21 protein-coding genes are annotated in these 21,119 nt (G+C 45.5%); 1 reads left to right on the top strand and 20 read right to left on the bottom strand.

Annotated features, from left to right (window positions below):
* Nucleotides 1–123 precede the first annotated feature (123 nt).
* From cydC to HMPREF0240_RS05765, 10 genes are all read right to left on the bottom strand, one after another.
* Entirely contained in the window at nucleotides 124–1,785 is a 1,662-nt protein-coding gene (gene cydC, locus HMPREF0240_RS05810; protein ID WP_009002512.1) for a thiol reductant ABC exporter subunit CydC, read from the bottom strand.
* Nucleotides 1,785–3,518: an ABC transporter ATP-binding protein/permease gene (locus HMPREF0240_RS05805; protein ID WP_009002511.1), complete on the bottom strand. Its 1,734-nt coding sequence runs from the start codon at nucleotides 3,516–3,518 to the stop codon at nucleotides 1,785–1,787. Before HMPREF0240_RS05805 ends, cydC begins: the two co-directional genes overlap by 1 nt.
* A complete protein-coding gene (locus tag HMPREF0240_RS05800) occupies nucleotides 3,508–3,744 on the bottom strand; it encodes a cytochrome b/b6 domain-containing protein (protein ID WP_009002510.1) in 237 nt (78 codons plus the stop codon). The genes HMPREF0240_RS05805 and HMPREF0240_RS05800 overlap by 11 nt, the downstream gene beginning before the upstream one ends.
* Nucleotides 3,737–4,138 carry a YbaN family protein gene (locus tag HMPREF0240_RS05795; RefSeq protein ID WP_035312430.1) on the bottom strand — a complete coding sequence of 134 codons (402 nt, stop codon included), beginning with the start codon at nucleotides 4,136–4,138 and terminating at the stop codon, nucleotides 3,737–3,739. The genes HMPREF0240_RS05800 and HMPREF0240_RS05795 overlap by 8 nt, the downstream gene beginning before the upstream one ends.
* A 152-nt stretch (nucleotides 4,139–4,290) precedes the next feature.
* A complete protein-coding gene (locus tag HMPREF0240_RS05790) occupies nucleotides 4,291–4,524 on the bottom strand; it encodes a transcriptional repressor (protein ID WP_009002508.1) in 234 nt (77 codons plus the stop codon).
* Entirely contained in the window at nucleotides 4,514–4,654 is a 141-nt protein-coding gene (locus tag HMPREF0240_RS05785; protein ID WP_035312429.1) for a FeoB-associated Cys-rich membrane protein, read from the bottom strand. Before HMPREF0240_RS05785 ends, HMPREF0240_RS05790 begins: the two co-directional genes overlap by 11 nt.
* Before the next feature lie 56 nt (nucleotides 4,655–4,710).
* Entirely contained in the window at nucleotides 4,711–6,894 is a 2,184-nt protein-coding gene (gene feoB / locus HMPREF0240_RS05780; RefSeq protein WP_009002507.1) for a ferrous iron transport protein B, read from the bottom strand.
* Nucleotides 6,895–7,022: 128 nt separating this feature from the next.
* Entirely contained in the window at nucleotides 7,023–7,244 is a 222-nt protein-coding gene (locus tag HMPREF0240_RS05775; RefSeq protein ID WP_009002506.1) for a FeoA family protein, read from the bottom strand.
* 15 nt (nucleotides 7,245–7,259) lie between these two features.
* The gene (locus HMPREF0240_RS05770) at nucleotides 7,260–7,475 is read right to left on the bottom strand and encodes a FeoA family protein (protein ID WP_009002505.1); all 216 of its coding nucleotides are present in this window, start codon (nucleotides 7,473–7,475) and stop codon (nucleotides 7,260–7,262) included.
* A 239-nt stretch (nucleotides 7,476–7,714) separates the two neighbouring features.
* Nucleotides 7,715–8,596, bottom strand: a complete 882-nt coding sequence (locus HMPREF0240_RS05765) for a hypothetical protein (RefSeq protein ID WP_009002504.1) — start codon at nucleotides 8,594–8,596, stop codon at nucleotides 7,715–7,717.
* A 425-nt stretch (nucleotides 8,597–9,021) separates the two neighbouring features.
* Here HMPREF0240_RS05765 and HMPREF0240_RS05760 point away from each other — a divergent pair, with 425 nt between their 5' ends.
* Nucleotides 9,022–9,381 carry a metal-dependent transcriptional regulator gene (locus HMPREF0240_RS05760; RefSeq protein ID WP_009002503.1) on the top strand — a complete coding sequence of 120 codons (360 nt, stop codon included), beginning with the start codon at nucleotides 9,022–9,024 and terminating at the stop codon, nucleotides 9,379–9,381.
* A gap of 154 nt (nucleotides 9,382–9,535) precedes the next feature.
* On the opposite strand, the gene HMPREF0240_RS05755 is transcribed toward HMPREF0240_RS05760, so the two are convergent.
* From HMPREF0240_RS05755 to HMPREF0240_RS05710, 10 genes are all read right to left on the bottom strand, one after another.
* Nucleotides 9,536–10,702, bottom strand: coding sequence for an ROK family protein (locus HMPREF0240_RS05755; RefSeq protein ID WP_009002502.1), 1,167 nt, complete (start codon nucleotides 10,700–10,702; stop codon nucleotides 9,536–9,538).
* An 89-nt stretch (nucleotides 10,703–10,791) separates the two neighbouring features.
* On the bottom strand, nucleotides 10,792–12,087 hold the full coding sequence (locus tag HMPREF0240_RS05750; RefSeq protein ID WP_035312428.1) for an aspartate aminotransferase family protein: 1,296 nt from the start codon (nucleotides 12,085–12,087) through the stop codon (nucleotides 10,792–10,794).
* 221 nt (nucleotides 12,088–12,308) lie between these two features.
* Complete coding sequence (locus HMPREF0240_RS05745) at nucleotides 12,309–13,787, bottom strand: glycoside-pentoside-hexuronide (GPH):cation symporter (RefSeq protein WP_009002500.1); 1,479 nt, start codon at nucleotides 13,785–13,787, stop codon at nucleotides 12,309–12,311.
* A 193-nt stretch (nucleotides 13,788–13,980) separates the two neighbouring features.
* Nucleotides 13,981–14,607, bottom strand: coding sequence for a GDSL-type esterase/lipase family protein (locus tag HMPREF0240_RS05740; RefSeq protein ID WP_009002499.1), 627 nt, complete (start codon nucleotides 14,605–14,607; stop codon nucleotides 13,981–13,983).
* 42 nt (nucleotides 14,608–14,649) lie between these two features.
* Complete coding sequence (gene nagB, locus HMPREF0240_RS05735) at nucleotides 14,650–15,369, bottom strand: glucosamine-6-phosphate deaminase (RefSeq protein WP_035312426.1); 720 nt, start codon at nucleotides 15,367–15,369, stop codon at nucleotides 14,650–14,652.
* A gap of 65 nt (nucleotides 15,370–15,434) precedes the next feature.
* A complete protein-coding gene (gene alsK / locus HMPREF0240_RS05730; RefSeq protein WP_009002497.1) occupies nucleotides 15,435–16,358 on the bottom strand; it encodes an allose kinase in 924 nt (307 codons plus the stop codon).
* Nucleotides 16,359–16,379: 21 nt separating this feature from the next.
* Entirely contained in the window at nucleotides 16,380–17,204 is an 825-nt protein-coding gene (locus HMPREF0240_RS05725) for a carbohydrate ABC transporter permease (protein WP_009002496.1), read from the bottom strand.
* Nucleotides 17,205–18,101 (bottom strand): sugar ABC transporter permease, encoded by an 897-nt coding sequence (locus tag HMPREF0240_RS05720; protein ID WP_148486287.1) that lies wholly within the window; start codon nucleotides 18,099–18,101, stop codon nucleotides 17,205–17,207. It lies immediately after the preceding gene.
* Between the two features lie 71 nt (nucleotides 18,102–18,172).
* On the bottom strand, nucleotides 18,173–19,564 hold the full coding sequence (locus HMPREF0240_RS05715) for a sugar ABC transporter substrate-binding protein (RefSeq protein WP_035312424.1): 1,392 nt from the start codon (nucleotides 19,562–19,564) through the stop codon (nucleotides 18,173–18,175).
* A 24-nt stretch (nucleotides 19,565–19,588) separates the two neighbouring features.
* On the bottom strand, nucleotides 19,589–20,623 hold the full coding sequence (locus HMPREF0240_RS05710; protein ID WP_009002493.1) for an iron-containing alcohol dehydrogenase: 1,035 nt from the start codon (nucleotides 20,621–20,623) through the stop codon (nucleotides 19,589–19,591).
* Between the last annotated feature and the right edge of the window lie 496 nt (nucleotides 20,624–21,119).

The raw sequence follows: 21,119 nt of genomic DNA, 5'->3' as shown, positions 1-21,119 counted from the left end.
TGTTTCATATTTCTATCACTCCTATTCGAAAAATGCGCCTGTCCCTGCCTTCTTAACCATCATAGCAGGGAGTTTTCCGGCTAGTCAAAGCTAACCATTGTTGTTGAGAAATTTTATCGTTTCTTACATCTGAACCACTTTGTCGGCGATTCCCATTGTTGATTTTCTGTGAGAAACAAGCAGAATCAGCTTTCCTTCTTTCTCTTTTTTCAGGCTCTTTAGTATGATTCCCTCGTTCAGGCTGTCGATGTTGCTGGTCGGTTCATCCAGCAGGATCATCCGGCTTTTATGCAGAAACGCCCTGGCAATTCCGATACGCTGCTTTTCTCCACCCGATATGCAGTCTCCGAGCTCCGTCAGCCTGCTGTCATATCCCTTGGGCAGCGACATGATAAACTCATGGATGGATGCTTTCTTTGCCGCATCCTCTACCTCCTGCCTGGTAGCATTTTCGTCCGCGATCCTGATGTTGTTTTCAATGGTATCATGGAAAAGAAATGTTTCCTGCGTTACATAAGCAATACCGGAACGCAGGGAATCTGTCCGTATGTTGTTGACATTCTCACCGCCATAGGTAATCTTGCCCTGGTCCGCCTCGTAGAAGCGCATCATCAATTTCAGCAGGGTAGATTTCCCGCACCCGCTTCTTCCAAATATCCCATGAATTTTTCCCGGTTCAAAATCAGCGTTAAAGTTCTTCAGAACACCGTCCTGCGCCTCCTGGTAGCGGAAACCGATATTCTGGCATGCCACCGTGCCTTCTTCCAGCTCTGCGCCCTCCCTGACATCCTCTACAACTGGCTTCTCCTCTAAAATGTTCAGTACCCGGTTTCCGCTGGCCAGTGTATGATTCAGGTTATTTGACAGTGCGGACAATGCTGCCGCAGGACCGAAAGAACTCATCACTGCGATCACCGCAATCACGCCCTGATAGAAATCCATTTCTCCCTCACGGACAAAATATCCGCAGAGGACCAGCATCAGAATACCGGCTGCAAGAATCACCGTATCCGTGGAAATTCTCTGCACGTTCTCGTCTTTTTTCAGCCTTTTACTGGTCTTTTCCAGTTCTTCTGTCTGTTCTGCCATCTTTTCCATTCGCTTTCCTGTCTGGCCGTACTGCAGCAGCTCTTCCAGGCCGTATAGGTTATCAAGCACGGCTGTATTCAGTTCTCCAAAAGAATCCCGGTACTTCTGTCCGCTTTCTTTTCCCTTTCTCCCGTTCAGCAGAGGAATTACGGCACCAACCACAACGTAAGACACCAGCGCCAGCACACCGGCTGCCGGGTGCTGATACCCGATAAATACAGACATAAAAACCGATGTAATTACCGCAATGGCAACGGGCGAAATCGTATGGGCATAAAATACTTCCAGCAGCTCAATATCGCTGGTGATAATCGAAATCAAATTTCCCTTCCCGCTTCCGTCCAGCCTGGCGGGTGCCAACTTTCTAAGAGCCGCGAATACCTGGTGCCGGATTCTTGCCAGCAGCTTAAATGCAATAAAGTGATTGCAGGACTGTTCCGCATAGCGCAGAATTCCTCTGAACACAGCAAATATAATCAAAACGGCTGCTATGACATAAAACGGCTTTCCGTCGTAAACGCCAGCCGCAGACAGCAGCCCGTATCCCCCGAAAACAGTCAGAAATGTTGCGGCAAGATTTCCGATGCATCCCATAAGGACTGCCAGGACCATAAAACCTAAAAGTGGCTTGACCATACCGATCAGCCCGGCCATCACCTGGAATGAACTTCTCATTTTTTCTTCATTATGTTCCATTACGCCGCCCCCTCTCCTGTATATTTTTCAAGCTCTTTCTGTCCCTTATAAAGCCTTGCATACTCGCCCTGCATTCCCATCAACTCCAGATGGGTGCCCCGTTCTGCAATCTGGCCGTCTTTGATCATCAGAATCTGATCCGCACTTGTCACATTCGCGAGCCTGTGAGAAATTAAAAATACCGTTTTTGTGCCTGCAAGTCCGTGTATGACTTTCATAATCTGGTTTTCGCTCTCGGCATCAATATTTGACGTTGCCTCATCAAAAATGTAAATATCGCTGTCATGAAGTATGGCGCGCGCCAGGGCAAGCCGCTGCTTCTGTCCGCCGGACAGATTGGATGCCTTCCCATCCAGCTGCATCGAAAGCCCGCCTTTTTCCATTACGGTATCATACAGATTCACCTTTTTCAGCACATCCGCCATCTCCGATTCCGAAGCATCTTCCCTGCCCATCCGGAGATTGTCCGCAACGGACCCCTTAAACAAATAACTGTCATGCCGTATTCTCGTAATCTTACTGTAAAGCGTGTCCTCAGCCAGATCACAGACACTGACTCCGCCGACCGTTACCTTCCCCTTATAGGACGCGTGGTCCTGCATCAGCAGGGAGGCAATGGTGCTCTTCCCGCATCCGGATTCTCCGACCAGCGCCGTGAATCCCCGCTGAGGCACTTCAAAGCTGACTCCTTTCAGCACCTGCTTTTCTTCATCGTAACCGAAAGATACATTCTGAAACTGTACATCATTTCCCTTTGTCAGGCAGACCGTTCCCTTCTGCGGAACCGGCGCATCCAGAAGGCGGAATATCTTATCCGCAGCCGCATTGCCGTTCATTGCGATGTGGAAAAAAGATCCCAGCAGACGCAGGGGAAGGAAAAACTCAGCGGAAATCATGATCATAAAGAAACACTCTTCCAGGCTGATGCTTCCTTTTCCGAATTCCAGGATACCCAGAATAATCCCTGCCGCCGCCCCACCATATGCAACCAGATCCATGACGCTGATAGAATTCAGCTGCATGATCAGCACGCGCATCGTTATCTTTCTGAACTTTTCGGCTTCCTCATCCATTTTCTCCGCGTATCTGCCGTCCGCCTGATAGATCTTCAGCGTGGTCAGACCCTGGAGGTTCTCCAGAAATGAATCGCCCAGTTCTGTATAGGTACCCCAGTATCGTTTCAGCATTTTTTTCGCAAATTTCTGCACCGCCACAATAGAGAGCGGAATCAATGGCACACAAAGAAGCAGGACGCCCGCTACCTTCATATTCATCATCCCTACGATAATGAACAGCGTAAGGGGCGCCAGCAGGCTGTAGAAGAACTGCGGCACATACTTGCCGAAATAAATCTCCAGCTGATCTACCCCCTCTGTACTGATCTGTACCGCCTCAGATGTTGCAATTGTATCTCTGTATCTGCCGCCCAGCTTCATCAGTTTTGCATAAACCTTCTCCCGGAGACGGCATTTTACTTCTGTGGAGGCCTGAAATGAAAACCTGCTGTTCAGCGTATTCATGACTCCTCTTACCAAAAGCACACCGGCCAGAATCATCAGAATTTGCGCGATACCGGCAGTCCCAAGGATGCCGCTTCTCATTTTTCCGATAAAATCAGCTGCCGCAAGCATCAGAACAACATTCGCCAGCAGGGTAACCCACTGTGTGGCAACCATGCCGGCTACATATTTTTGATTGTCCCTGAACTCTTTTAATAACCGTTTATGAAACATGAGCTTTCTTCCCCTTTCTGATCCGTCTTCCATAGCGCGTTATATGTCCGATCAGGAAGATACAGAATATAAGCCCGGACATCTTATGTATGATTTTCACCGCCATCAGGCCCCCCAGAGGATGAATTAAAAATCCGGAAAGAATCATGACCACTGTTACGATGTAAAACAAAACCTCACCATACTTTTTCATTGCTGTGCTGCTCCTTTTCGCGTTATTAGTCATTTACTGCAATCTCCCTTTTTTTACACTTTGCCGTTTTAATCTTAAACGTAAAATAATAGATATGGAACAGGGCAACCGCCAGAATGACAGCTTTTGCCTGCCATACAGGCACTAGCAGAAAACTGATTGTAAAGATCAGACACAATGTACCCAATGCCTTTTTCTTTGCCGCCTTCTCCATCTCTTTTTTGTTCACGGCCGGCTCAACATATTTCTGGTATAGTGAAGTCCCTATAAACCAGGTATGGAACTTCTCAGAACCTTTGGCAAAGCAGATTGCTGCCAATATAAGAAAAGGAGTTGCCGGAAGAAGCGGCAGTGCGATCCCCACAGCGCCCAGACCAATAAACAAAAATCCCAGTGCAATAAATATACCATTGATAATTTTTTTCATATTCACCTCTTATATTTGAATTATTTTCCATGAAATAAGAAAAGCGCTTAGTGGGAGTATCTCTCATTAAGCGCTATTCCTTGTTTTATATAACAGCAGCTGCTGTGGTGTCCCGTTCATACAGACGGCAGTATCTACAATTATTACCGGTTTCAGAGAGTGAGTACCAGCTTCCGGTTAATCGCCCCTATTTCTTCCAGGGCATTCACCATTCTGTACACCGTCGCCACGCCAATTTTATGGTCAATCTGGGCCGCTTTATAATAGATTTCCTTGCAGCTCTGACATTCATTTTCCAGAATGATGTCGATCAATATGAGACGCTGCTTCGTTATCCTGCATCCGTTCTCTTTTAGTTTCTCAACTATCATTTCTTTACTTTCCACAATGACCTCCGCAATGTTTGCAATCCCCGCCGCATTGAATTGATTTGCCGTTCTTTTTATCTCTTATCATGCCGCGGATTACAAGTGCAACCGCACCCACCACGATAGCTCCCGCCAGAAGTGTTCCCATAGAAACTGCCTCCTTTCCCGAAGGAACCTGCTGTGCGCCGGTTCCTTAATTCTTTTTTACTTGGCTCCTGCCAACTTTTTTGTGTTAACTTTCAATGTGCTGCTTTCTTTATATGGTCTAACCAACAGATAGATAAATCCGATTACAAGTATCATTGCCACAACAACTCCAACGCCGAATGTTCCTGCTGTGATAAATGTTCCGATCTGATATACGCACAGCGCAACAACATATGCCAGCAGTGTCTGATATCCTACCGCAAACCAGAACCATTTTGCATTGTTCATTTCTCTCTTAATTGCTCCCATTGCTGCAAAGCAGGGTGCACACAGAAGGTTGAATACAAGGAAGGAATATGCTGCAACTGCTGTCATACTTCCTGCAAGTGAGCCCCAGATTTCGTTTCCTTCTTCCGCTACTTCTGCAAATCCATAAAGAATTCCGAAAGTACCTACTACATTTTCCTTTGCTACCAGACCTGTAATGGCTGCAACTGCTGATCTCCAGTCTCCCCAGCCAAGCGGTGTGAATATCCACGCAATACCGCTGCCGATTGCTGCCAGAATACTGTGATCCAGTTCCATGTCTTCCAGCATTCTGAACTGTCCGTCAATCCATCCGAAGTAAGAGGTAAACCACACCAGGATTGTGGAGAGAAGGATAATCGTACCGGCCTTTTTAATGAAGGACCAGCCGCGCTCCCACATGCTGCGGAGTACATTCATTACGGTCGGAAGATGATATGCCGGAAGTTCCATAACGAACGGCGCCGGATCGCCTGCAAACATCTTTGTTTTCTTTAAAATAATTCCTGAGCAGATGATTGCCGCAATACCTACAAAATAAGCACTCGGCGCAACCCACCATGCCCCGCCGAACAGAGCGCCCGCGATCAGTGCCACGATCGGCAGCTTCGCGCCGCACGGGATGAACGTTGTCGTCATAATCGTCATCTTGCGGTCTCTGTCATTTTCGATGGTACGTGATGCCATAATTCCCGGTACGCCGCATCCGCTGCCGATCAGCATCGGAATAAAAGATTTACCGGAAAGTCCGAATTTACGGAAGATTCTGTCCATGATAAATGCAACTCTTGCCATATATCCGCATGCTTCCAGGAAAGCAAGGAAGATAAACAGTACAAGCATCTGCGGCACAAATCCAAGTACCGCTCCGACACCGGCTACAATACCATTCAGGATCAGCCCCTGCAGCCATGCCGCGCAGCCGATTGCATTCAGCCCTGATTCAATGAGAACAGGGATACCGGGGATCTGAAGGCCAAACAGGCTCCACCCATCCCCGAATACGCCGTCGTTTGCCCAGTCTGTAGCCCATGTACCAACCGTTGTTACTGAAACATAGTAAACAATAAACATCACAACCGCAAAGATCGGAAGTGCAAGAAAGCGGTTTGTTACAACCCGGTCAATCTTATCGGAAACCGTCATCTTTCCTCTGCTGTTCTTAGTATAGCACTCATTTATAATAGAAGAAATATAAACGTATCTTTCATTGGTGATAATACTTTCGGTATCGTCATCCATCTCTTTTTCTATTGCTTTAATTTCTTCTTTCACATCCGGTACAAACTTCATCTGTGAGGAAATCTTATCATCTTTCTCCAGAAGCTTTATCGCGAAGAATCTTTTCTGTTCATCCGGCACGCCGTTGCCGATCTTATTTTCCACTGCATCCAGTATGCTTTCTACCTCGGGTGCAAATTTGTGTACCGGCGGAGCTGCATTTCTGGTTTTGGCAATCTTTACTGCTCTCTCTGCGGCCTGTGTTACGCCATTTCCTTTCAGCGCTGAGATTTCTACCACTTCGCATCCCAGTTTCTTGCTCAGTTTGTCAATATGTATTTTATCGCCGCTCTTCTCGACCACATCCATCATATTTACAGCCATGACAACCGGAATTCCAAGCTCCATAAGCTGTGTGGAGAGATAGAGATTTCTCTCAATATTCGTTCCGTCTACGATATTCAGGATCGCATCTGGCTTCTCGTTGATGAGATAGTTTCTTGCTACTACTTCCTCCAGCGTGTACGGTGAGAGGGAATAGATGCCCGGAAGGTCCATGATGATAACATCCTTATTTCCTTTCAGCTTTCCTTCTTTTTTCTCCACCGTAACCCCCGGCCAGTTTCCTACAAACTGATTGGAACCGGTCAGTGCATTAAATAATGTCGTTTTTCCGCAGTTTGGATTTCCCGCCAATGCAATTTTAATAGCCATTTTACTCTTTCCTCCTGACAGCACTTCATGCTAATCAACCCATTATGTTATATTATTTCAATTCTGCCTCTAATTAGTCTCCACTAACTCATATGTAAAAAATTTGATGCGAAAATGTCAGCTTCCACCTATTCAACCAGAATCATTTCCGCATCTGCTTTACGTACAGATAACTCATATCCTCTAACCGTAATCTCTACCGGATCACCAAAAGGTGCTACCTTTCTCACAAAAACGTCTACACCCTTTGTAATTCCCATATCCATAATACGTCTCTTCACCGGGCCTTCCCCAGTCAGTTTTGTCACTCTGGCTGTCTCGCCGCACGGAACTTCTTTTAATGTCTTCATTGTTTCTCCTTCCCTTTAGCCTACCATGATTTTGTTCGCCATATCCCTGCCAATGGCAACTCTGGATTCTTTTACATTTACAATCATATTTCCCCCGATTACAGAAACAACCGTAACTGTCCCGCCGGCAACAAAACCAAGGTTTTCCAGAAATCTCCTGGTCTCCTCCTTACCGCCGATTTTGCGGATAACGTTTGGTACGCCTTCTCTCACCATCGTCAATGGCATCATGCTTCATCTTCTTTCCTTGTAATTATTGATAATTCTTTTCATTTACAAGGTTAGTATATTCTAACTTCCAGTAATTGTCAAGAGGTTTATTGATAAAAATTATCAATTAACACATTAAATTATTAGCTCTGTTCGCAGGGACGGATGAGATAGGACGTTAGACGGAGAACATATCGTTTGTCAGGGAGAGGGGGGATCCCCTTTCCCTCTCCCTATAATTAAGACAATTTGCTTTCTCATCACAAAATATGGAATTCTTCAAACAGCCTTTTACAAAATTCTTTGTCTGTAGTGGCACGTTTTAAATCCTCAAATCTATTCGCCTCTATAAGCAGCCTTGTCAGCTCAAGTACTCTCTCTGCACCTTTGATTTCACCCTGAATCCTGCCTTCTTCCCTGCTTTCTTCCCGTTCCTGACGCATATGTTTTTCTTCATCATATTCATAAATACTCACGCTTTTCGCCTCCGCTCGGTTTTTACTAAGATAATCTTCCAATATTCCATTTGAAATACATTCTGTAATCGCCTTTTCCACAGCTTCTTCCAGATCCATTGTCTTTGCATAAGTGCGTACCATAGATGTATAGACCGAATAATCATGCAAAGTCTTGCAGCTTTCCAGCAGTTTTTGATTATATCCGGGATTAATATTCAGCATTAAGGCCTCCAGTTCAAGTGACGGAGCCTCTTCCTTTACTGCATACATATCCGATAATCTTAAGACCTGCGAGCCCGGCTGTTCCTCCTCACCGTTATAGAAAATAACAAACCTGGGTGCAGGTATCCGGATAATCCGTGTCCCGTATAAATTTGCTGCTCTCGTTTCTGCAGAATACAAATCTGATACATAAAAGAGATAGCGCAGTGGCAGATTCGGACTGTAGGTAGACTGGTGTTCATAGAGTGCCAGCCTGGAATCAATAATAAAAGAGACATCGTTATGCATAGACATATAAATAGCATTCTCTAAAGTATTAATCTCTAATAATTCCGGATCTTCATAATCTGTTCCGTTCATCGCATTATACAGATTCAATAATTCCTTTCTGTCACTGAATACCAGTTCAAATAATCTGGACTTATAAATACGGTTAGGTTTTGTTTGTGCAGTATTGTTCATTTATTAGTTCCTCCTTTGTTTGGTGCGCAGGAGGTGTAAAAACCTTGTCCAGTTTTACCAAACCTCGCTGCTGTTATTGTGGGTATTTAGCATTGAGATTTCTGTGATTGGTTTCCTGTACCAGGAAGATTTGTTTCAGATGTGACAGCCGTCACTAAGAATAATTAGAAATATAATGCTATAGATTCATATTAACATAGAGTATTTTTTTTAACCAGTCTATTTATAACATAAAAAATTCGAGTGTCGTCCTCTGCTTACTGTTCAGACCTTGCCATACACTTCGCTGCACGGCCTCTGAGTCCGAAACTTAAGTCAGAGCTCTGGATGTTTTATAATCTATTTGCCCTGCCCCATGAAATATGTTAACATATATCCAATATCCAAAGTTGATATACAGAAAAACGGAGGTAAGATAAATGCCCATGAAAACAAATGAATCCGCAGAAAACTATCTGGAAACCATCCTGATTCTGAGCAAAGCACATCCTTCGGTGCGTTCTATAGATATTGCAGAAGAACTGGGATTTAAGAAGTCCAGCGTCAGCGTAGCAATGAAGCATCTTCGGGAAAATGAACACATAACCGTGTCAAAAGAGGGATTTATTACTCTTACTGATACGGGAAGAGAAATTGCCGAAATGATTTATGAAAGACACGAGCTGCTGACCGCCTGGCTGGTACGTCTGGGCGTGGATCATGATACTGCGGCCGAAGATGCGTGCAAAATAGAGCATGTGATCAGCAAAGAAAGTTTTGATGCGATTAAACGTCACATCCGGTGACGTCAGTCTGAAGACCATATAAAAAGAGGGGGCGCATGCACAGTGCATATGCGTACCCTCTTTTTCATCTTATAGGGGTCAGACCCCTTTGTACACTTTATACTTTTTCGTCTCAAAGGGGTCAGACCCCTTTATGTGGCGGCAGGATCCCTGGTTACTGAATCGAATCAGCAGTCTCCTCTATCCAGGCGTTTCTCGTCATATAAAAGCATCCCCGCATCATATGGTATTCATCATACTTTGCGGCCCTCGTCTCTGCATTGATCGGAATTGCATCATTTTTCATTTTTTCCATAAATGTCCGGAAGTGCTCTGTGATGAGATTACTGTAACCATCCCGGCAGCTGTCCACTACGATCCTGGTGGGATTATATACCCATAGTAGATTATAGAGTACTCTGGAAATTGTGTTCAGTACCGGTGTCATAATCTCCGCCGCCAGAGGATCCTCTGCCTGATGTAGACTGAGCAGTTCCGTAAAAGAAATATCCAGCCCGAATTCCTGCATTCTCTTTTTCACAGCCGATATGGAAACAATTTCTTCAAGAGTTACATAGTTTTCCCCATATCCGTCCATGGATACAAGCATTTTCCCCACTTCTCCCGCCATATTCCCCGAACCTTCAACGGCCTCATTTTTGTGGATAAAGTATCCGCCCACGCCATAACCGCAGTAAAAATAAAACTGGCTCTCCATCTCCGGATTCAAACTGTCATATTCTGATCTGGCCGCTGCAAATACATCGTGAAGAATCTGTATATTTTTAATACCGAATTCATTTTCAAACAGTGCTCTGATATGCAGCTGTTTAAACGCAGGGATGAGGTCATAGTTTACCTGATCTTCTTCACTGTCATAGGCACCCGGTACAAATACTGCTATGCCGACGGTCTCCGTGGCTATTCCTGCCAATTCTTCCTTTACTTTTCTGACCGCCGCCAGCAGTTCTGCTTTATAGTCCTTCCCGCTCAGGATAAGGCTCTTTTCTGTCAGCAGATTCTGATGGATATCATAGATCAGAAAGCTGATCTCGTCCTCAGAGGTAAGATTTACACATACAATATTCCCGTAATCCTCTGCCAATTCGAGCACTTTGGGATTTCTTCCCACATCTGCATTGGCAGATTCTTTTTCCACGAGAAATCCGGCGGCAATCAAATCATCCACAACATGTTTCACAGTCATAAGACTGATATTATTTTCTTTGGCAAGGATACTCCTTGTCGTATTTCTGTTTCGTATGATACTTTGCAGTATATTTTCCGTATTTACATTTCTGATATTTTTTACCGTCAGAATCTGTTTTTTCTCAGCCGCCATTTTATATGTGACTCCCTCTGTTTCTATATTTTAAACATTCACTGTTACTGTTTTTAAGTATCTTCTAATAAAACAATGCCTGCTAAAAATTATTTTATACAGCTTTGCAGAGATTTGTCAATGATTTCAACTGCTTCATCCACATTTTCCCTGGTTGTAATCAAAGCGGGATGCATAACAACTACTACGTTCTCCAGATTCTTCCGGCTCTCCAGCTCTGTGATCAATCCGTTGCCAAGCATTGTCTCGTACAATTCCTGACCCAGAACAAATTTGTCTGCACTGCTGTTTCCTTCGATCTCAATACCCTGCAGAAGGCCACGGCCGCGTACATCTTTGATAACATCATATTTTTCTTTCAGGCCGAGCAGCTTTTCATGGAGGTACTCACCTGTCACCCGGCTGTTCTCTACCAGATTCTCTCTCTCGATAATCTCAATGTTCTTCAATGCACTGCGGCAGGTCAGAGGATAGCAGGAATGGGTATGTCCGTGCAGGCTGATCTTGCCCATCGCCTCCCCGATCTCTTTACGGCATAGGATTGCAGATCCAGGTACGTACCCGCTTGTCAGCCCTTTTCCTGTCACCAGGATATCCGGTGTTACGCCCTCATACTGGCAGGCAAACATGGCTCCGGTCTGTCCGATTCCGGTTACAACTTCATCAAAGATCAAAAGCGCTCCGTACTTGTCACACAGCTCGCGCACCCCTTTCCAGAATCCCTTCGGCGGAATGATCACGCCTCCTGCTGCAAAAATCGGTTCAGAAATCACGGCCGCGATTCTGTCTCCGCCTTCATGGAGCATGGTCTGCTCCAGGTATTTCAGGCACTGCAGGCCGCAGGTTCCCGGCTCTTTACCAAAGTCACAGTGATAGCAGTAAGGCGGTGCGGAATGTACGAAGCCCCGAGGAAGCAGCTCTGATATTCCGGAGTTTTCCTGAATCATCTCTGATTTTCCGGTAGCCGCAGCCGCTCCGGCCGTTGAGCCGTGAAATCCTCTTCTGAAGGAAATGACTCTTCCTCCGCCGCGATAGTATTTTGCCACTTTCAGGGCAAATTCATTGGCATCTGATCCGGTGCATCCAAACATAACCTTATCCAGGCCGTCTGGTGAAATCTCTATCATCTTTTCTGCCAGAGCCGCCCTTTCTTCCGTGGCGAAACAGGACGTCACAGACACCAGCTTTTCCAGCTGTTCCTTCAGAGCCTCAATGAGTTCTTCATTGCCGTGTCCCAGTGTACAGGCGGAAAACTGCCCGGAAAAATCCAGATACTTTTTTCCCCCCTCATCATACATATACATGCCTTTTCCATTTGTGAACACAATATCATCGGTTGTATAACACTGTATTAAATATTGTTTATCCTTCTCCAGAGTCGTCATATCAAAACTCTCCTTTCTACTGATTCCATTCTCCGTATTTTGCAGTTACTTTATCTTTAATCATCTGACAGAATTCGTCCGTCTAATTTCTTTACCATAATTTTCTCTTCTTTTTATTTATAAATATTATTTATAAATACTATTTAATATTATGATATAACGAATCTTTCTGTATGTCAATCCTATATCCCAAAATTGTTTTACTTATTTTATTCTTCCATTTATTCATCGGCTGCTGCCTCCGTCTTCTCTTTTCTTACACGGACTTCCTGCATGCAGACATTCAGTTTTTTGTCACTGAGCCCATAGAACATCTGCAGTACAAAATGAATCACCGTCACCACTGCCGGGATGACAAACGCCAGAATCAAAAGCCAGTTCAGCGTGGAATTTGACTGCGCCCTGTTCGCTACATAGCCGGAACCGTCCAGAAGAATCCCCATAATCTGTGCTCCCAGCGCAGCACCGATCGTAATACAGAAACCATTGATTGCGGAAATGATCCCTGCCTGTCCTTTGCCGTTCTTCCATTCTCCATAGTCAACCGTCGCCGGTATCATGACATTAGAGAATGAGTAATAAGTCCCGCTGAATATTCCGTTTAGGACAAATACCACAAACAGGGGCCCGAACTGCATGGAATTCCCCGCAACACCCGGTCCGTACCATCGGCACATAATAAAAAGCAGTATGCTGCACCCGGCGCTTGCCGCCATGCAGAACTGATAAGCTCTACCCGTATCCCGGAACATTCGGATCAGAGGCTTCATAATAAATACCCCTGCCATAAGAGCTACCGTAAACGCAAACATGGCCACCGAATAGAATCTTTTGATTCCCAGGTAATATGTAAAGACATAGATCACCATGCCGTTCTTGATGGCCTGCATGATCTGCTTGAGTATCTCTCCGCCCTGCAGGATAATTGCCGGACGGTTCTTACCGAAGCTTTTGAGCTGTGCTGACAGGTTTTCATGCTCCACCTGATGCAGATGCTCTCTGCAGGATCCGTCCCGGTTCAGTTCGTATTTTTTACTCATACATACATTCAGGATCTGAAACAGCATCACCGTCAGTCCGATAGTTACCGCCGCCCAGAAGTATCCCCGTGCCGGATCCACGCCGTCTCCCCCAAAGAGGTTGACAAGAGGAAGGAACAGAGATGCTGCCACAACCTGCGCCAGATTGGTACATACACTTTTGATCACAGCGATAGTCTCTCTCTCCCGCGGGTTCCTTGTCATATTGCAGAACTGTGCGATCTGGGGCATAAAGGAAAAAGTCGCGCCAATGGACCCGAAACATCCGTAACATATAGCCGCCCAGGCAATCTTCAGTCCCGTACTCTCAGTCGGAAGCGCGGTGAAGATTCCCACAAACAAAAGAAACAGGGGCGCAATCCCGAATATTGCCCAGGAGCGGTAACGTCCCCACCGGTAACAGACATTGTCCAGCATGTAGCCTACCCACAGATCCGTAAAGCAGTCCGCGAACCTTGCCACAAGCATAATCGTTCCGGCAACCGTTGCACTTAATCCCACAACGTCTGTGTAAAAGTAAACGAGATAATATCCGAAGATGACCCATGACACCTGAAAGCTGTATGCCCCGTACATACTGTGGACAATTTTATCATACCATGGAACCCTGGCTGTTGTTGACGTAAAGTCGATATCATAACGGTCACGTATTCCGCTCACATCTTCACCTCCCCCCACACCCGGCATGCTCCGCATTTCGCGATGAATCTGCCATAGCTTCATTATAACTCAAAGTTTTCATAAAATGAACAACACAGTACTGATTTTCCTGTATTCCTAAGCATCGTTTATGCGGTCTCATTTCTTAAACCTCTTTCTTTCATATTTCGTAACGGTTCAGAAACATGAACAGTTACCATACTTCTTCTAGTTTTCTTAAAACTGCCTCTGCAAACTGCTGATGCCCCTGCGCAGAAAAATGGATTCCGTCCGGCTGGTAGTCACTTACATATCTGCCCGCGTCCATAAACGCTGCACCGTATCTTTCTGCAATTTCTTTATAGATTGACGGCAGCATCTTCAGCTTTTCTGCAGATGTCCCATCGATCTCACCATTTGGCTGTACAGGCTCCCGGATTCGTGCAGGCGCTGCCAGCAGGATTTTGGTCTGTTCGGATTGCATCCAGTAAAGCGTTTCTTTGATCCCTTTCAGCAATTCTTCCAGTTCCATTCCGATCTCATACGGTGACAGCCGGTATCTGCATTTTGTATCATTCGTACCCAGCAGCACAATGATCAGATCCAGAGGATGATGTGACATGAGGCACGGTATAAGATATTCCAGGCCGCTTCGAAACGGCTGCACCCGGTCTTCCACTGCAATTGTGCGGCTGCACAGTCCTTCCTCGATCACCCTGAAACCGTCCCCCAGCTGCTCCTGTATCCTGCCGGTCCAGCGGATCTCCCACGGATAACGCACCAGATCGCTCCCCCGGTACCCCCAGGTGTTCGAATCCCCGTAACACAGAATCTGTTTCATATCTGCCTCCCTCTGTCCGATGCCAGTTGTATTCCCGGCTATCTAAGGCAGCGCGTCTTTGTCTGCGATGAGAATCACATTGGGGTGAAATCTCAGAATAGTCCCGGGAATCTCCGGCGTCACATCCTCCTTCAGTACCTTTTGCAAAATCTCTGCTTTATCTGCCCCGCTGACCAGCAGAAGGATCGTCTTTGCCTTCATAATCGTACCAATTCCCATCGTATATGCCTGACGCGGAACATCTTCTTCCTTCTCGAAAAAGCGTTTGTTCGCCTGGATCGTGGCCTGATTCAGGTCTACACACTGTGTATTCTCCGAAAAGCTGCCGGATGGTTCATTAAAACCGATATGCCCGTCGTGCCCAAGCCCAAGCACCTGAATATCTACAGGCCCCAGATTCAACAGAACCTTATCATAATCTGCACACGCTTTGATGCTGTCCTCCTCCATACTGTCAGGGATAAATGTATGTTCCGGACAGATATTCACTTTAGAAAAGAAATGTTCTTCCATATAATAACGGTAACCCCGCAGATCCATCTTTTTAAGTCCCTTATAATCATCCAGGTTTACAGTGCTGATCTGCGTGAGATCCAGATCTCCCTGCTCATATTTCCGGACCAGATTTTTATACATCCCCATCGGAGTAGAACCGGTAGCAAGTCCCAGAACGCTGTCCGGTTTCCATGTAATCTGTGCCGCCAGAATATTGGCCGCCTTTCTGCTCATTTCTTCATAATTCTCTGTTCTGTAGATCTTCATTTTCGTTCTCCTTAATGCCCGCTTTGTTTTAATAAATGAGGGGGTGCTGCACACCCCCCTGTCTTTTATCTATGTTTCATCTTTCTCCTTGCAAATAGAGCCGCACCAACTACACCTTTGCTTTCCACGTCTTCTGAGTAAACATACCGGAAGCCGTACTGCATAACATCCTTCCCCGTAGCCTCATTGACTGCACGCTCGAACTCCTCCCTCGGAAACCCGGGCATCTCCATCACTCCGCCCCCGCCCACCATGACTTCCGGATTGAAAATAGTCGCCATCACCGCAAACACATGGGCGCAGGAATGAATAAATTCTTTCAGAGGCTTCTCTTTTCCATGCTTCAGGAACAGCTCCTTTATCCTGGTATCCGGAAAATATTCTCTTCGGATTTCCTGAAGTCTCCAGCCGGATGCATAACATTCACAGCACCCCCGCTTTCCGCAGCTGCACAGAATATCTCCATTGTAAAAAGGAATATGTCCCAGATCCAGGGCCGCTCCGTCTTTTCCGTCGAGCATCTGGCCGTTCATCAGCACGGCCGCCCCTACTCCGGTTCCTATATAAATTCCTATGATTACAGAATCCTGGTTCAGCCGATTCGCCATCACATCATATAAAAGTATATTATTTGTATCGTTATTTACATAGACAGGTACATGTAAAAACGACTCGATTTCTTCTGCCATGTTTCTGTTTATAAAGACCGGGGCTCCCTCTGTATTTCGAATATTAGTGGTGCAGATCACCGTCTTCTTATCATTCGCCACGGAAGACGGCACGCCGATAGATACAGCCTCAACTTCCGTAATATGGTTTTCTTCAATATATTCACTGATAATTGCGTTCAGCTCTTTCATAGGATCCGCGGCACGGGCGATTCTGTCACTTTTTATTTTGCAGAAGGATACTACTTCATGATTCTCTTCTACTGCACCGATTCTTAAGTTGGTTCCACCCAAATCGATACCGATAATCGCTTTTCCCAAAAAATCACCCTCTTTCTTCTTTTATTTCACTGCTCCCATGGTCATGCCCGCAACCATATGCTTCTGGACTATGATTGCAAAAATCAGAACAGGAATTGTGATGACTGTGCCAACCGCGGCAATCTGCCCCCACAAAGTCCCCTGGGGCGTCATCATACCCGGAATCGCAACCGGCATGGTGGCTGTATCACGTCCGGTCAGGATCAGGGCCATCAGGAATTCATTCCATGAATTAATGGCACAGAATACCGAGGTTGCCGCCAGCCCGCTTTTTGCCAGCGGTATATCAATCGAAACAAAAACCCTGAACCAGGAGTATCCTTCCACCCGTGCCGCCTCGTCAATCTCTTTTGGCACTGCATCAAAGAAGCCTTTCATCATCCAGACAATAAACGGCAGATTAAAAGATATATGTGCAATAATGATTCCCACATAGCTGTTAAGCATACCGAATTTACTCATAATCAGATAAAGCGGCAGCGCCAGAACTACAAACGGTGTAAATCTGGTTCCCAGCAGATAGTTCAGCATCAGCTTATCGCCCCTGGTCTTAAATCTGGAAAATGCAAATGCGGACGGAAGGCCGATCAGCATACCGATTCCTACCGTAGCCAGCATAACAATCAGACTGTTTTTCAGGCTTGTCAGCATCCCTCTTTCGATAAATGCCTGGTAATAATTATCCAGTGTTGCCTGGAAAAAGATCTTCGGAGGTATGGAGAATGCATCCAGCTTGGTCTTAAACGACGTCAGCACCAGCCACAGATATGGAAGCAGGGTAATGGCAATAAAAATGATTAAAACAATGTATATAATAACGGCTCTTCTTCCTCTTTTTCGCTTCATTTAGTCATCCCCTCCCATTGCAACTTTCTGGTACACCATTCCACATGCGACCAGTATAATAAACAGAACCACACAGATCGCCGCTGCATAACTGAATTTGAAGGCTGTAAATGCCTGACGGTAGGTATAGATGTCAATCACTTCGGTCGCATTCCCCGGACCGCCTCCTGTTAAGATATATGGTTTATCAAATTCTTTAAATGTCTCCATCGCCCTCAGAAGAATGCTGACTGCCAGCACCGGTTTCATCAGGGGAAGGGTAACGTATCTGAATGTATGCCATTTACCGGCTCCGTCCACTTCTGCCGCCTCATAAAATTCACCGGATATGGCCTGAAGCCCTGCAAGAAAGGTCAGTCCAAGATAAGGGGCCCATTCCCATACATCCATAATGATGATAATCACCATGGCGGTAAACGAATTATCCGTCAAAACCGTGGGCAACGGTAGATGCAGCTTCTCCACCAGCCAGACATAAAGCCCGAACTGCGGATTCGTAAAAAAGCTGAACATCAGGCCGATTACCAGCGGAGCCACCATCATGGGAATCAGGGTCAGAGAGGTAAACAGCTTCCGACAGGCCGGAATACTGTTCAGCGCCATTGCCAGAGCAACGCCGATGATTACTTCCAGGATGACGGCAAAGAACATAAAAATAAAGGTTTTTCCCATGGAATTCATGAGTTCCGGATCCTGGAACAGGGCAATATAATTTTTCAGCCCGACAAAGGTGTGCTCACTGCCCGGATTGGACAGCTGATAGTCAAAAAAGCTGATTTTCAGGGTGTACAGCAGCGGTACCAGGGTAATCAAAGTAAGTGTAATAAACGTAGGTAAATGAAATCTGATCGCCAGTGTAGTATAATTCGTTAATTTTTTCTGTTTCCTGTGTCTCATAGGCATCCCTTCCTGTGCGGGAGATGCCTGTAAAAGGCATTCTCCCTGACACTCTTACTTTTATTCAGTTTTTACTGATAAGTGACGGGTAACTTGCCGTCCAGGATTTTTTCAAATTCCGCTGCCGCTTTATCCAATGCCTCTTTCGGCGTTGTCTTACCGGCCAGTGTGTTAGATAATTCCAGCATCAGGACATTGTCCATGTTATTCCATTCTGCGATACGCGGACGCGTGCTGCTGATTTCATAGGCATCCTTACTCGCCTGCCAGTATGGAAGTTCGTTGAGTTCTTCATCGTCATAAACAGACTGCAGATTAATAAAACCGCCCTCTAAAGCAATTGCCTTCTGTACTTTTGGTGTGTTAAACCACTGCATGAATACCCAGGCTGCCTCAGGATTCTTGGAATCTGTCGGAATGTAGTATCCCCATCCGCCGTAATGCGCGGCTTCTGCTTCCCCTACCGGCACTGCGCCGTATCCCATCTTGCCCGCTACTGCGGATGCTGATGTATCTTCCAGGGCAGGTGCGTTGTCATTGAAAATAATAGCCATGGCGGCAATACTCTGCTGCAGCTCTGTTGTCTGTTCATCCCATGTCTTGGATGTGACTCCCGGAGGTGCATATTGGGTCAGGTCTGTAAAATATTCCAGGGATTTGACACACTTATCGCTGTTAACGGCAATATTTCCCTCTTCATCAAAGATGCCTCCGCCAAACGACCACATATAGTTCATCCACTCACAGGTTGTCGCACCATGGCGTTTTCCTTCCATCGATACTCCGTAAAAATCCCGGTCCAGGGTCTCGCCTGCCAGCTTCTCGCCTTTTGCACGGGTGAAAAACTCTGCTGCATCTCGGTATGTATCCCAGTCTTTCGGAACTTCCAGGTCATAACCATACTTTTCTTTAAAGGCTGCCTGTTCTTCTTCGTTTTCAAACAAATCTTTGCGGTATGCAAAGAACCCGATACAGGAGTTGGCGGGAACACCATACATCGTCCCCTTCCAGTTGCCGGAAGCATCCCACATAGCGTCAATAATATCGTCCGCATTGTAATCAGGTATGATCGCCAGAGATTCATCTTCCATAAAAGGCTCTATGGACTGGATATATTTATTTTCTACCATATTCCCAAGGAACTGGTACGCAGATGCCACGATGTCATATGCTCCGGATTTACTTTCAAAAGCCAGCGTCTCCTTCTGGACAACGTCATCGTAAGGCGCCATCTGCAGTTCTACCTTTATCCCGGTCAGTTCCTCAAAATCATCCAGCTGAGACTGAAGTGCAATTGTCGGGGTCTGCTGCTCAGCAATCATATAAAGTGTCGTTCCTTCAAACTTACGTACACCTTCGCCTTTTCCCTCTGATGTTTCTTTTTTAGATGAACCGCACCCTGTTGTAAATAACATCATTGCCGCAAGCGTAAACGCGGCTGCTCTCGTTAATCTCTTTCTCATAAAATCCCCCGATCCGGAAATTGATTATTTCCATTCACCATATTTTGCAGTTACCTTATCTTTGATCATCTGGCAGAACTCGTCTGTCACTTTGAAATCATTCACTACGGTGTACCAGTATCCGTGGCTCTCCAAAAATTCTTTTTCATATTTAATTGCTGCAAATACATCGTCCCATGTGATTCCCATGCCTTCCGGACGGATCTCTACGCCTGCTTTATGTATGATATCCAGGATACCGTCAGGATCATTGCCGCCCATTGCAGAACCAACAAAGATTCCGAGGCATACCGGCTGTCCGTGGATGAATTTCTTCTTTGTCATGTACTCTAATGTATAGAATAAGAAGTGATCGCTTCCCTCGATCGGTCTTGGATTCCAGCCGTTATTGTGGAAAGCACCGCCGCCCCATCTCAATCCTTCTGTCAGAATACGAATTCCCTTTTCGTTGAGTGCATAAATATCATCAAGGCCGTCTACTACTGACTGATATACTTCTCTTACTTCGTCTACCATATCCTGGTCATATGCCCATTTTTCTTCGCATTTTCCCTGGTCGGCTGCGTATTTCCAGTCGAACATGGAGTTGTTGTAGCAGAGAACATCGCAAACACCGCTTCTGTTCAGGGCCTTCGGTCCGTTCTGAATCACGTCATAGTCTACATATACTGCTACCGGCTCTACATATCCTACATATTTTACTACGCTGTCGAAACGAACTCCTGCGCGGTGTCCGAATACTGCATTTGTAGCGATAGAGGTCGGTACCTGATACAGAGGCATGTGGCTCTTCCATGCTACCATCTTCGCATAGTCCACAGCCTGGCCGCCGCCAAGACCGATTACGGATTCAAACTTCGGAAGGCTGTCTACATTGGCCATAATCTCATCGTACTCCAGTGTCTTTACAAAATGCACGATGCAGTCATCATCAAATTCATCTTTAAATGTATCCCACAGGTCTTCCATGGTAACAACCAGATAAGGTCTCTGCACGATATTCTTGAGTTCTCCTACCAGATTTCTTCCGTAAATTGTTGTAAATAATTTCTTTGCCATGATTTTTCTCTCCTTTTTCTTTTTTCATCATTTATTGGTTTTATTCCTAAATAATATTTCTAAATAGTGTTTATAAATATTATTTAACATTATATTAACAATGCACATGCGATTTGTCAACTCTCACAAATTCACAAAACCGAGAGGGAAATTTTGTGCATTTCCTCCAAATAACAAAAAAACGCCACCCATTCGCATATCTATCACTCAATAAATAGAGTAGGGAAATAATGGCTAGCATTATTTCCCTCTCATTGAACCGTACGTACGGGTCTCGTATACGGCTCTACAACTTATATTCCAACTTATCTTAGATAATAATTTAAAGGATTGAGCAAACCAGCTCCGTCCTTTATTTTTGTTTCAAGCACCATTGGGCTAATGATAAAATTAACTACGTTCATTCCACTCTGTCTGTACCATCCAAGTCTTGAGTTTGCAACTTTATAGATTGATTCATGGTCGAATCCACATTCATTATTTTCTATTCATATAG

The sequence above is a fragment of the Clostridium sp. D5 genome, assembly GCF_000190355.1.
In the GTDB taxonomy this organism is placed as follows: Bacteria; Bacillota; Clostridia; order Lachnospirales; family Lachnospiraceae; genus Faecalicatena; species Faecalicatena fissicatena_A.
Note: the sequence above shows the minus strand (reverse complement) of the source record. Positions and strands in the feature narration are given on the sequence as shown.